Origin of the sequence: Latilactobacillus sp. VITA-14 (genome assembly GCF_046580785.1) — a bacterium.
In the GTDB taxonomy this organism is placed as follows: domain Bacteria; phylum Bacillota; class Bacilli; order Lactobacillales; family Lactobacillaceae; genus Latilactobacillus; species Latilactobacillus curvatus.
On sequence record NZ_JBJKTM010000002.1, the window covers coordinates 91,316 to 104,764 of the forward strand.

Below are 13,449 nucleotides of genomic sequence, written 5' to 3' on the forward strand. Positions count from 1 at the left end.
GGCTAATCCCCCATCTTCTTCTCTTGTAGAATTGTCGTGACTAAGTCCTTGAGATCCGCTTGAAATTCTGGTGTTTCAATTGCTTCCCGGATAAAGTTTTCCTTCATTAACGGCTTTGCTTTTTCCAGAATATTGTCCGGTGTCAAGATAGCTTCAGCCGCTTGGTCCCAGTAGGCTTGGTCAATCTGACTAAATTGCTGTTGTGCTGCAAACCGCAACTTCAACGCGTATGGCCAATGCAGTGGTTCACTATTTTCCAATTGGTCTTGTAAGACTGCCAATAATTCACCATTATTAATCCGTTGCAATAAGTCACTCGATAATCGCTCCGCGTGTGTTAGCTCTAGCGCCACTAAACTAGCATGATCACTTTGCATCAATTGGGCACTCAAAGCCGTTTGCAATTGAGTTAAGCTCATGTCAGGTGTCACCTCAAACTGTTGACGTTGCCACTCAATGACCGTCGTTGGTTTGAACGTTAAATCGAACTGACCATCTTTGGTGTCCACTAAATAAAAGCCTTTTTCACCAGGTTCATTCTTATGCCGCCCTTGTAAGTTCCCCGGGTAAACAATCGCTGGTCGTTCTTGGAGAATCTGGCGCTTATGAATGTGACCTAATGCCCAATAATCGTAATGGCAAGCGTTCAATTCACTAATCGTAAATGGTGCGTAGTGATCTGTATCGGCCGTTGCTTTTTGACTACCGTGCAACGTCCCAATCGTGTAAGTTGTGCTGGCACGTTGTGGAAAATCAACCACTCGATCAGCTGACAACCACCGTTGATCATAACTGAACCCTACAATGGTCACACTCTCATGTCCTTTGGTAGTCAGTTCAAACGACTCTACTTGTGCTCCAAAAACATGGACATTGGCGGGCAATTCAAAATGCACTTGATTGGCATCCCAGTAATCATGATTCCCGTAACTCAGATAGACCGGAATGTCGACATCTGCCAAACGTTCAAATTGTTGTTTTAAAAATTTCTGAACTGGCAAACTCTGCGCTTCTTGATCAAATGAATCACCAACTAATAATACAAAATCGACGGCTTCATCGATGGCTGTCTGAATTAATTTTTTAAACGCCGTGAAAGTTGACGCATGGATTGTTTCCCACAATGCTGTCGGTGCTTGTTTTAATCCGACAAACGGACTGTCGATATGGGCGTCAGCTGCATGGATAAATTTCATCTTGAAAAACCCCATTCTTTTGGCCGGTCGTAACCAGCTTAGATAAGCTTCATTATACCATTGCCACGCGGTGTGATAAAGGCGATTAGAACAAACGTTCTGTTTTTAGGCAATAAAAAAGCGGTGAATCGAAATCAATCGATTCACCGTTTGAAACGTGCTTCTGGTTGCAACAACTTCCGCTTAATTTAAAAATCGCGTTAATCCTAGAACCTGGATTAACGCGATTTTTGTATTAATGCTCAGTTGCTGACCGCAATCAGTCACACTCTTATTTGAAACGTGCTTTTTGAAACTGACTTTTCCAGTTAACTACAAAATAAGACTGATGACAAAATACGCCATCAGTCTCATTTTTAGGTTAATCCTCAAAGCCAAACCCGTTTCAAACGCATTCTATGCTTGGTAGATATCTGCGATTGGTTTTGAGATGATTTGGTTTAATTCATCCATTGTTTGGCTTAATTGACGTTCTTGTTCCATCAAGTTCTTGATTGCGTCGATGTCCCCAATTTTTTGAGCAAGTTCTTGGATTTCTTTAATTTCGTCGTCCGTTAATTCTTGACCTTGCATTTGTTTTTGTTGAAGTGTCATTTGTTGCGTTTGGAATTTCTTAAACATTGTGAAGGCAATATCGTCTTTTTTCAATGCTGCAAAGGCATTTTGTAAGCCTAAAAATTGTGGTAATTCTTGCAAGTGCGTTGCCATTTGGTTGGCATCATCATAAATATTAACTGTCATTGTACTGACTCCTTTTTCCATGTATTTAATTGAAAAAACCTTTCAAATTATTATACCATTGATTGGCTGTATCTTTCGCTTTATTTATCCCATCTTTAAAGCCCGATTCAATTGAATCGACTAATTCGTTCGATGTCCCACTCTGTTCTTTTTTCGCCAACGATTGAGCATCTTCAGTATCAAAGTCCGTCTGTGCTGTGGTTGGTAAGAGTTGTTGCATCTCATATTTAAAGATTGGTGCTAAACCGTCAATGCTAGTGTTCTTCATAAAGTGATCTTGATCCGTCTTGTCATACCCCATCCAAGTCGCAACAACAATATCCGGCGTATAACCGACTAACCATTGATCTTTGGTCCCAAAGCCATAACTATCAGGCACTTCAGTACTACCAGACTTCCCTGCGACTTGATAGCCGTTGGGTTTCGCATAACGCCCAGTCCCATTATTATAAACGCCCAACATCATGCTAGTCATTTCTTTGGCTGTTTTTTGGCTCATAATCCGTGTCTTGGATGGTTCGGTATTATCAACAATCACGGCGCCACTCGCATCAACAATCTTCCGAATAAAATGTGTTTCAGACAATTCACCGTTATTCGCAAAAGCCGTATAAGCACTGGCCATTTGGTAAGGTGAAACCCCACCTTGCCAACCACCTAGAGCCATCGCCAAGTTTTGGTCACTCTTGGGTACTGAAATACCGAATTTTTCGACCGACTTAATGCCGCGTTTGAGGCCGATTTGATTTAATAACCAAACCGCCGGCGCATTTGTACTGTTGGCTAGCGCCTGATACATTGGCATCGATCCGGTATAAACGTTATCCGGGTTCGTTGGTGTATAGTGGTTAGTCCCATAGCTTTGCTTCTTATCTTCAAGTGATGAATCATAGTGGTAGCCATCTTCTAAGGCTGGCGTATAAACCGCCAATGGCTTGATGGTTGATCCCGGTTGACGCTTCATCTGTGTAATGCGGCTATAACCACGGATTGTATACTCACCACGACCACCAACGACGGCTGATACCCCGCCGGTTTTCGGATCAATTGCAACTGAACTACCTTGAACTAAGGTGTCATCCGCAGCGTTATCAGGGAACAACCAATTTTGTTTAAAGGTGGTTTCCATCTTACTTTGTTGGGATTGGTCGAGGGCAGTATAGATCTTGTATCCGTTCTTAACGAGGTCTTCTTCTTTCAACCCAAAGCGGTTAATGGCTTCATTCACAACCTCATCAAAGTAATACGGATAACGATACCCATCCGACTGCTCATAGGTATTCGTCACGACAAGTTGCTCTTTCTTAGCAGCGTCGGCTTGTGCTTGCGTCAACTTGTTATTATCGACCATCAAGCCGAGAATTAAGTTCCGCCGCGCAGTCGCATTATCTAAATGGTCAGCCGGATTATAGAAACTAGGGCTCCGCAACATCGCTGCAATCACGGCGCCTTCACTAGCATCTAATTCACTCGCATTCTTACCAAAATACCGTTTTGACGCATCCTGAACGCCCCACACCCCGTTACCGAAGTAGGCATTATTCAAATACATCGCTAAGATATCCTGTTTGGAATAGACCTTGGTAATCTGAACAGCTAAGAATAATTCCTCAAACTTCCGCGAGAACGTCTGCTTCTGACTCAACTTGGCATTCTTGGCAAGTTGTTGGGTAATCGTACTCCCACCACCGGTAATCTGCCCATGATGAATCACTAACCCAACTGCTGCTCGTGCTAGCCCTTTAATACTGAATCCATGATTGGTATAAAAGGTCCGATCTTCAGTCGACAAAACAGCATTTTGAATCTGCGGCGATATCTTATCAAGATCGACATAAGTCCCTTTTTGCGAATATAACGTCCCCGCGCGTTCATCCTTAATGTCATAAAGCGCCGTTGGGGTTTGTAAGTTGGCCTTAATCTCACCGACGTTAGCCGTCTTCGCTTTAAACGTGAGCCAGCTGCTCATCGCGAAAATGAGAATTAAAACAGCGAGAATCAGCCATCTCGTCAATTGTAGTCGATACCAGACATAACGAATCACGCGCCAGACGCGTTTCATAAATTGTTTAATCGCCAACCAAAACGGCGAAGCTTGCTTGTTCATGCGATCCCTCTTCTTACGGTCAAAATTAATCTTGTTTAATTGTAGCATATTCGTCAATTGACACTGATGCCAATCGAAGACATTAACAATCTTTTAAAATTTACTTTTACACCAATTTTCGCTAAACTAATAGCTTAAAGGTGGTTGAACTCTAATGATAATTTACCAAAAAAAAGTGACTTTAGCGCCCGACTTTAGTCCGATGTCTGTCCGCGGCCTGCTGAATCACTGGTTAGTGCCGCAAAAAATGCAACATTTCTTGCGGATTAATCAAGATATTTTGGTCAACGGACATTATCTCGCCTTCAACCGACACGTTGAAGCTGGCGATCAAATTACGATGAACTTCTCAGAAGTTTCCGTTAAGGTCCAAGACTACGAACTTGATGAACGGCAATCTTTTTCCGTTTTATACGAAGATGATGATTTACTGGTCGTCAATAAACCGGCGGGGATTAAAACCCATCCGAACGGTCCTGGTGAAAACTTCACCCTAATGAACCAAGTGGCGGCCTATCTTGCTAAACAAGATAAAAAGGCCTACATGGTCCACCGCATCGATCAAGCAACCAGTGGCGTGCTCTTGATTGGTAAAACCCCAATCGTCATCGGCATTTTAAACCGACAGCTTAGTCAAAAAACAATGTCGCGCCAATACATCGCTATTGCTAACGATCCGGAACAAACACTCTTGGAACATGCAACGATTAACCTCCCAATTGGTGTCGATCCAGACAATAAGCGCAAACGCACGATTGATTACATCACAGGTTTATCCGCAGTGACCCATTACCAATTACTGCATCGAAAAGGACCTGCAGCAACCTTGGCAGTCAACCTCGAAACAGGGCGAACACATCAAATTCGCTTGCACCTGGCGGCTGATGGTCATCCCATTTTGGGTGATCCGTTGTACTTTCCAACCGATTCAACACAGCGCCTACTACTCCACGGGCAAACGTTGCGCTACACAGAGCCCTTCACGGATGAACAAAGAACAGTAACAGCCCCCATCCCAGACATTTTTAACCAGTATGTAGATTAAAGAGTGAGTTATCAGCCGGATATCTCCTGAGGATTAACACAGAACATGTTTAGCTCAACAAAATAAGGCGTTGCGACAAAAAATTACTTTTGTCGCAACGCCTTATTTGTTTGCTTATCTCGCTGTTGCTAGATGTTGTGCGAAACGTTCGTTTAATTCGGCTGCTAGTTCCTCACTAGGGCTAATGATAACAATCGTATCGTGACCCGCCAGCGTCCCGACAACTTCTGGGTACCCCAAATCATCGATTAAGGCTGCTAATAAATTCCCGTTACTTGGGAGCGTCTTAATTACGTTTAACATTTGCACTTGTGTAATGGACAAGGCCACTTCACGCAGTTTATCTTTTAATTTCTGAGTTTGGGTGCGTTCGTCATCGTGAAAAATCGTATAGCGGAGCTCACCGTTCACATCCCGTGCCTTAACGATTTGCATCTCCCGAATATCACGTGAAATGGTCGCTTGCGTTGCATCAATCCCATCTTGTTTCAACGTTGCTAATAAATCCTCTTGCGTCGAAATAACTTGCTGATTAATGATTTGTTCGATTCGTGCTTGGCGATCTCCTTTTTTCACGACTGCCACCCCTTTTTACCTTAATTGGCTCTATTATACCAGTTTTTATCAAAATTCGATAGACAGCGCTTTATATAATTCAAAAAAGCGCATGTTCATAACTTTTTTACCCACAAAAAAAGAGCGCCGATTACTCGTGCGCCCTTTTGAGATTAAGCTTTCCGTGCTTTTCGTACTTTAAATGTGGTTAAAATTGCGACCGCAACAGCAACCCCTGCCAAAATTGAGAGGAAGAACAAACCAATATTATTGGTTGCACCTAACACCCCAACGATTGGGCCACCATGTGGCACTGCATCGGTGATTTTGAAGACCATCCCGACTGCACTAGCAACTGCTGAACCAGCAATGATACTTGGGAAAACTTGTTTTGGGTTAGCTGTTGCAAATGGAATGGCGCCTTCAGTAATCCCAATCAAGCCCATTAAGATAGCTGGAATCCCAGCTGATTTTTCTTCTTCTGTATAAAGATCGCGACGAACAAATGTTGCAATCCCCAATGCCAATGATGGAACAGCAACGGCACAAGCAACAGCACCCATGATTTGTGGATGTCCAGCCGTAATCGATGCCACCCCGAATAAGAAGGCCACTTTATTAACTGGGCCACCCATATCAATCGCGACCATCGCACCAATCACAACGCCAAGAATCACACTCGTTTCTGGATTTTGTGAAAGGGCCGTTAACATATCTTGTAGTGCCGTCATCAACCATGAAATAGGTACGCCTAAAACGAGAATTAAAACGGCTGAGATAATCCCAACCCCTAATAACGGAATGACAAAAATTGGCATGACTGGCCGTAAATCTTTTGGTACGGGCCATGAATTAAACCATTTAACCAAGTAACCAGCCGCAAAACCAACGATAATCGCACCAATAAATCCAGTCCCGGCTTTTGTACCAAGGATGTCTGTATTGTTGGCGACCATTGCACCGATTATTGCGGGTGCTAAAGCTGCATGCCCCGAAATAGCATAAGCGATATAACCAGCGAGAATTGGAATCATCAAGGTAAAACCAATCGTCCCAATCTGATTCATACTACTCCAAATGGTATGTGGTGGAATCACCATTCCTGCTTTAGTCGGATGCCCACCAATCGCGATTGACAAGGCAATAAACAACCCACCGACAACGACAAACGGAATCATATGGGAAACCCCATTTAATAATTGCTTAATAATTGGACTTTGTTCATGACTGTCCTCTTGTTTAGCTTCTGTTTTCGGCTGATTCTTGCCATAAATACCTGCCGTTAGTGCTTTTTCAATCAGTGTATCAGAATCTTTAATAGCTTCAGCGGTCTTCGCATATAGTACTGGCTTGCCATTAAACCGTTCTTCCCCATCAACGGCAACGTCAGCGGCAATAATCACGAAATCGGCATCAGCCACATCTGCGGCGCTTAATTCATCCTCTACCCCTGAAGCGCCTTGTGTTTCAATCTTAACTTCATATCCGTGAGCTTGCCCGGCTTTTTGCAGTTTTTCAGCTGCCATATAAGTATGGGCAATCCCAACTGGACATTTTGTAATCCCAACAAACTTTTTCATCTTCTAAATCCTCCTAGTTAAATTCGATCTCATCGTTAACTAACGTGTAGAGTGCCATTGCATCATGCCGATTTTGCTTCAAATTATGAATAAAAGCGTCATCCATCAACTTGCGCGCAAACTTCGACAACACTTTTAAATGCGTCTTATTAGGGTCATCGAGTGGCATAATTAGGACAATCGCGATTTCAACTGGTGCGTCATCTAATGCTTCCCAATCAACACCAGTTTCAAACGTGACAATTCCGACAACTGGTTGAGTTAATCCCGCCACTTTCGCGTGTGGAATCGCCACCCCATTCCCAAAACCAGTTGTGCTCTCAGCTTCACGCGCATTGAATCCCGCGGTTAATGCAACCCGATCTAACCTATTCTTATCAGCAAATAATTGCGCTAGTATTGCTAATGCCGTCGGTTTATCATCCCCAACAACGATATCTGTAAAAATATTTTCAACATCAAATTCTTTCATCTGGTAACACTCCATTCTAATTTTTCTGATTCAATTGTGCCAAGATGGCGAGGGCAGCCGTCCCATCAGATGCTTGTGCGACTTGCTTTAAAAGACGGGGGGTTTCAATCAATTGGTCTAAATCATGATAAATCGCCCGCATTTGGCCATGAACAGTTTCGTTCAAGGCCATAAAGAAGACGAGCTGCACTTTGTCGTTGTGTTGCCAATTAATACTTTGGGGTGCAATCAGCAACCCAATGGCTGGCTTGGTAATTAATTGTGAATCCGCATGCGGCAAAGCTACTCGACCAAGTGCCGTACTTGCTAAAGCTTCTCGGGCCAGCGCTGCCTGGACAACCGTTGGCTTTGCATACCCTTGATCAATGAGCCGCTGACCAATTAATTTAATTGCGCCTTGATCCGTTAACTGCTCTTGCGTGACAATTGTCAGTTCGGGTTGCAATAAAGCTACTAAGTGATTGGTAGGCGTCGGTTGTTCAGTAATCATCTGGCGAATGATTCCAATATCATGCCGATTTAACAAAGGACTGACTTCAATCACCGGCACTGACAAACCTTTAATCGCAATCGTACTGATGACTAGCGATTCCTTAATCGGGGTTGCAAGTAGTTCTCCCAAGGCAATAATACGAGTAATCCGTAATTCTTGAGCAAACGTTTTGGCCAACCGTTGCCCTAATAATTGCGATGTCCCAATGCCACCACTACAAACCACCACAACACTCAAGCGTGCATCTTCTGAATGTCGTTCAAAAAAAGCTTCAAAGTGTAAACTAATAAAGGCTAATTCGTCCTCATTCATTTGAATCTGATACTGATTTTCAAGCACCGGCTTTAGTAATACTGCTTGATCAAAGGCTTGCGGAAAATTTTGGCGAATTTCATCAATATATGGGTTATTAATACTCAATCCCATTGCAAGCCGGCGAAGTGCCGAACTTAAATGAACCGCCAACCCCTGAATTAATTCCTCATCAACTGCTAATTGAGCAAGCTGTTGCCGTAATAGTTGTGGCAGCCCGACTGATTGCCGCAACTCGGTCTGGATAGTTTGAACAGATGTATCCTTCGATTGGACCGTTACTAAATGACGGTTGAGATATTCCTGTTCAAAATCCGGAATTGTCAATTCAAATCGCCGTTCTAAAATCTGTACTAACAGCTGTGTTTCGGCAATGAACGGTGTCACCACTGGTTGGGCTCCATTGCTTCCACCAGTTGGTGCTGGCATCATCAGATGAATCGCTAACGACTGAAACTCGTAATCAGTAAATGATAGCGTACTTTTTTCAATTAATTCCGTTAAAGCTGTGAGTATGTTTTTAATCAAGGCTGGTTCAAACAGTTGATTCAGATTATCCGGTAATTGAACATGGCGCACTAACTGCCCATTTAACTCTTTAGCCTCAGTCCGTTTTCCCCAATACTGACTGATTAACTCCACCGTTGCTTGCCGCTTTTGATGCTCAGAACCGATTAAGGATAAACCGGTATGCGTGATTGCCAATTGAAGACCGAATTGCGCGAGTTTTTGCTTTACCTTTTTCAAATCATTCTCAACCGTACTCCGACTCACGTATAGGGTATTAGAAAGTTGTTGAATCGTAATCGATGCTGAACCTAATAATAATTTAGCCAGAATGCAATGATAGCGTTCTTCCTTGGATTGGGGACGATCATTGGCCTTTTTTTCAAGATGATTGGCTAATGTCGCGACATCCCCGGTAAAATAAATACCGTCATTCGGTTTTCGAACGAGTTTCACATTAAAGGGCTCTTTCGATATCATTCAAGGTGGTTGCAATGGTGCGCTCTGAAAGCTGTAACTGTGCGGCAATGTCGACATAGTACGTTTTATGCTGGGCCAAAATATATTGAATAATAGCATGTTCTCGTTTGTTCATGCTTATCGCAACTCCTCGTTTCAATCCCTCTACGCTATCTATAGTCTAATGTTTATGTATCCGCTTGCAAACGTAATTATTTGCAAGATTATTCTGGTAATTATTGCACAGCTCCATAAGCTTTTCTTAATCAACCGGTTATGCTGGGGATTGTTTATTTAGTTGCTAGCCTAATCCAATCCATTACCTTATCCGGTCAATTTATCGCACAAAAAAAGAGCATCTTAATTAAAAGATGCTCTTACTAGATATGTTTTGCTCGCCATATTCAATGGTAACCCCCTAAGTCAAAAGACTACAAACATAATCCTTTAACGCGGGCTGTTAAACCTCAAAATGTGCCGACACGAACATATTCAATTATTTTTTGATATTGTAGAATGAGTTGATACCTTTGTATGAAGCTGTATCGCCTAATTGTTCTTCAATACGCATTAATTGGTTGTACTTAGCTAAACGATCAGTACGGCTCATTGAACCTGTCTTGATTTGGCCAGCGTTTGTAGCAACAACTAAGTCAGCGATTGTTGTATCTTCAGTTTCACCTGAACGATGTGAAACAACAGCTGTGTAGCCAGCTTCTTTAGCCATTTCGATTGCTTCTAATGATTCTGTTAATGTACCGATTTGGTTAACTTTAACAAGAATTGAGTTAGCAGCGCCCATCTTGATACCCTTACGTAGGTAATCAGTGTTTGTTACGAAGAAGTCATCACCAACAAGTTGAACTTTTTCGCCAAGTTCTTTAGTGATTGATGCCCAGTCTTCCCAGTTGTTTTCATCGATAGGATCTTCGATTGAAATGATTGGGTATTTAGCAACTAAGCCTTCAAGGTATTTAACGAATTCAGGTGTTGTGAATTCTTCACCAGTTGACCAACGTAATTTGTATGTCTTGTCTTCGTTGTTCCATAATTCTGATGAAGCAACGTCGATAGCGATTGAAATATCTTCGCCTGGTTTGTAACCAGCTTTTTCAATAGCTTTGATCAAGTATTGTAAAGGTTCTTCGTTGTTTGCGAAGTCAGGTGCGAAACCACCTTCATCACCAACAGAAGTAACTTTACCGTCAGCTGATAAAAGACTCTTCAATGCTTGGAAAGTTTCTGAACCCATACGGATAGCTTCGCGTACAGATTTAGCACCAACAGGCATAATCATGAATTCTTGGAAATCAACTTTGTTATCTGAGTGAGCACCACCGTTGATAACGTTCATCATTGGTGTTGGTAATACGTGAGCGTTAGGGCCGCCAAGATATTCGTACAATGGTAAGCCTAATTCGTCAGCAGCAGCACGTGCAGCAGCTAATGAAATACCTAAGATTGCGTTAGCGCCTAATTTACCTTTGTTTTCTGTACCATCTAATTGGATCATAGCAGCATCGATACCGCGTTGATCTGTAGCGTCGAAACCAATGATTTCTTTTGCAAGAGGACCATTAACGTTTTCAACAGCTTTTAAAACACCTTTACCACCAAAACGTGATTTGTCGCCGTCACGTAATTCAACAGCTTCATGTTCACCAGTTGAAGCACCTGAAGGAACGATTGCGCGACCAAAGCCGCCATCTTCTGTGTAAACTTCAACTTCGACAGTAGGATTGCCACGTGAGTCTAAAACTTCGCGACCTAAAATATCAGTAATAATTGACATGTAATTTTCTCCTTTTTTGGCTAATGCTAAGCATTAGCGCTTTTTTGGATGTCAGGCAAAGCCTACATCTATTTTAGCTAATTTTACGCCATTCGTAAACAGGAATGCGTTAAAAATTAGTCGTTAAAGTGAACTAAGTCTAAGAATGAAGCAGGTTCCATACTTGCGCCACCAACTAAACCACCGTCGATGTCTTCTTTGCCCATGATTTCTTTAACATTTGCAGGTTTAACTGAACCACCGTATTGGATACGAACTTTGTCAGCAACTGTTTGGTCGTATAACTTAGCAACTGTTTGACGAACAACAGCACAGATTTCTTGTGCTTGGTCAGCAGAAGCAGTTTTACCAGTACCGATTGCCCAGATTGGTTCGTAAGCAATGACCATTGAGCTAACTTGGTCAGCTGAAAGGCCTTTAAGACCTTCTGTTACTTGGTTTGAAACCCATTCTTCAGCTTTGCCAGCTTCACGTGTTTCAAGTGATTCGCCACAACAGAAGATAGGTGTCATGTTGTTTTTGAAGATTGCGTGTGCTTTTTTATTGATATCTTCATCAGTTTCGTGGAAGTAATCACGACGTTCTGAATGACCGATGATGACATAATCAACACCCATTTCATTCAATGTTTTTGGTGAAGTTTCGCCAGTGAATGCACCAGCATCTTCGAAGTAACAGTTTTCAGCAGCAACTTTTAAGTCTGTGCCTTTAGCTGCTTCTAATAAAGCAGGTAAGTCAACAGCAGGTGCACCGATAACTGATTCTGTTTGATCAAACTTAGGTAAGTTGGCTTTGATAGCATTCACGAACTCAGTTGTTTGAGTTGGGTTCATGTTCATTTTCCAGTTACCAGCAATGATTGGTTTACGCATGAGAAAATCTCCTCTTAATTTTAAATTATTTGTCTGAAATAGCAGCGATACCAGGTAATGTCTTACCTTCTAGGTATTCAAGTGATGCGCCACCACCAGTAGAAATATGGGTTAACTTGTCGCCAACGCCTAATTTCTTAACTGCGGCTGTTGAATCGCCACCACCGACGATTGTTGTAGCGCCTGATAAGTTACCTAAGAATTCGCCGATTGCCAATGTCCCTTTAGCAAAGTTGTCCATTTCAAACACACCCATAGGGCCGTTCCAAACAACAGTCTTAGCATCTTTAAGGACGTTTTCGAAGTCAGCAATTGCTTTAGGTCCGATATCTAATGCCATGTAGCCATCAGGAATGTTACCTTCAACAATTTCTGTCTTAGCATCGTTTGAGAATGCGTCTGCAACAACGTTATCTACAGGCAATACTAATTTGTCGCCAGCTTTTTCGATTAATTCTTTAGCCAATTCGATCTTATCTTCTTCAACTAATGAGTTACCAATTGATAAACCTTTAGCAGCGTAGAAAGTATAAGTCATACCACCACCGACAATGACTTTGTCAGCTTTAGCTAATAAATGTTCGATAACACCGATTTTGTCAGAAACCTTTGCGCCACCTAAGATAGCAACAAATGGACGTTCTGGAGCGTCAACTGCTTCGCCCAAGAATTTGATTTCTTTTTCTAATAAGTAACCAGCAACTGCAGGTTTGTTATTAGCTTTCATAGCTGTTGCAATCCCAACGTTTGATGCGTGAGCACGGTGAGCTGTACCGAAAGCGTCGTTTACGAACATGTCGCCTAATGATGCCCAATATTCGCCCAACTTAGGATCGTTTTTACTTTCGCGTTTGCCAAAGTCGTTGTCGATGTCTTGGAAACGAGTGTTTTCCATAACCAATACTTGACCATCAGTCATCGCATTGATTGCATCTTCTAATGCTTTGCCTTCGTTTGAAGCAACGAAAGCAACGTCTTTGTTTAATAATTCGCCAAGACGTGCAGCAACTGGTTTCAATGTCAATTCTTTCTTATCTTCGTCACTCTTGATACGGCCCAAGTGAGAAAGTAAGATTGCCTTGCCACCATTGTCGATGATGTATTGGATTGTTGGTAAAGCAGCTACGATCCGGTTATCATCACCAATAACGCCGCCTTTGATTGGTACATTAAAGTCAACACGTACTAAGACTTTTTTGCCTTTAATATCTTTTAAATCTGCAACTGTTTGTTTTGCCATGTGGACAAACCTCCTAGATTTTCATAAAAAAAGGCGGAAGGAGTTTACCTCCTCCCGCCTTATAAAATGCTATCGCAT

At 42.3% G+C, this 13,449-nt stretch carries 12 protein-coding genes; 1 reads left to right on the forward strand and 11 read right to left on the reverse strand.

The features are described 5' to 3' along the window. Positions 1 to 2: 2 nt before the first annotated feature. From ACF1X7_RS01565 to ACF1X7_RS01575, 3 genes are all read right to left on the reverse strand, one after another. On the reverse strand, positions 3 to 1,196 hold the full coding sequence (locus tag ACF1X7_RS01565; protein WP_039098161.1) for an exonuclease SbcCD subunit D: 1,194 nt from the start codon (positions 1,194 to 1,196) through the stop codon (positions 3 to 5). 396 nt (positions 1,197 to 1,592) lie between these two features. Beyond that, positions 1,593 to 1,937, reverse strand: a complete 345-nt coding sequence (locus ACF1X7_RS01570; RefSeq protein WP_004270950.1) for a YlbF family regulator — start codon at positions 1,935 to 1,937, stop codon at positions 1,593 to 1,595. Between the two features lie 25 nt (positions 1,938 to 1,962). Next, entirely contained in the window at positions 1,963 to 4,044 is a 2,082-nt protein-coding gene (locus tag ACF1X7_RS01575; RefSeq protein ID WP_004270952.1) for a PBP1A family penicillin-binding protein, read from the reverse strand. Between the two features lie 154 nt (positions 4,045 to 4,198). On the opposite strand from ACF1X7_RS01575, the gene ACF1X7_RS01580 reads away from it, so the two are divergent. Further along, entirely contained in the window at positions 4,199 to 5,089 is an 891-nt protein-coding gene (locus ACF1X7_RS01580) for an RluA family pseudouridine synthase (protein WP_052202656.1), read from the forward strand. 114 nt (positions 5,090 to 5,203) lie between these two features. Here ACF1X7_RS01580 and argR read toward each other — a convergent pair whose 3' ends face one another. The 8 genes from argR to ACF1X7_RS01620 all read right to left on the reverse strand — a co-directional run bounded on the left by argR (position 5,204) and on the right by ACF1X7_RS01620 (position 13,371). Further along, complete coding sequence (argR, locus tag ACF1X7_RS01585; RefSeq protein ID WP_004270953.1) at positions 5,204 to 5,665, reverse strand: arginine repressor; 462 nt, start codon at positions 5,663 to 5,665, stop codon at positions 5,204 to 5,206. 152 nt (positions 5,666 to 5,817) lie between these two features. After that, the gene (locus ACF1X7_RS01590; RefSeq protein ID WP_064777005.1) at positions 5,818 to 7,224 is read right to left on the reverse strand and encodes a PTS fructose transporter subunit IIC; all 1,407 of its coding nucleotides are present in this window, start codon (positions 7,222 to 7,224) and stop codon (positions 5,818 to 5,820) included. Positions 7,225 to 7,237: 13 nt separating this feature from the next. Further along, positions 7,238 to 7,696, reverse strand: coding sequence for a PTS sugar transporter subunit IIA (locus ACF1X7_RS01595; protein ID WP_039098163.1), 459 nt, complete (start codon positions 7,694 to 7,696; stop codon positions 7,238 to 7,240). Between the two features lie 16 nt (positions 7,697 to 7,712). After that, complete coding sequence (locus tag ACF1X7_RS01600; RefSeq protein WP_064777004.1) at positions 7,713 to 9,464, reverse strand: BglG family transcription antiterminator; 1,752 nt, start codon at positions 9,462 to 9,464, stop codon at positions 7,713 to 7,715. A 1-nt stretch (position 9,465) separates the two neighbouring features. Continuing rightward, positions 9,466 to 9,603: a hypothetical protein gene (locus ACF1X7_RS01605; protein WP_004270949.1), complete on the reverse strand. Its 138-nt coding sequence runs from the start codon at positions 9,601 to 9,603 to the stop codon at positions 9,466 to 9,468. A gap of 360 nt (positions 9,604 to 9,963) precedes the next feature. Then, positions 9,964 to 11,259 carry a phosphopyruvate hydratase gene (gene eno / locus ACF1X7_RS01610; RefSeq protein ID WP_039098165.1) on the reverse strand — a complete coding sequence of 432 codons (1,296 nt, stop codon included), beginning with the start codon at positions 11,257 to 11,259 and terminating at the stop codon, positions 9,964 to 9,966. Between the two features lie 116 nt (positions 11,260 to 11,375). Beyond that, complete coding sequence (gene tpiA, locus ACF1X7_RS01615; RefSeq protein ID WP_004270956.1) at positions 11,376 to 12,131, reverse strand: triose-phosphate isomerase; 756 nt, start codon at positions 12,129 to 12,131, stop codon at positions 11,376 to 11,378. Between the two features lie 25 nt (positions 12,132 to 12,156). Continuing rightward, the gene (locus ACF1X7_RS01620) at positions 12,157 to 13,371 is read right to left on the reverse strand and encodes a phosphoglycerate kinase (protein ID WP_004270948.1); all 1,215 of its coding nucleotides are present in this window, start codon (positions 13,369 to 13,371) and stop codon (positions 12,157 to 12,159) included. Positions 13,372 to 13,449 lie beyond the last annotated feature (78 nt).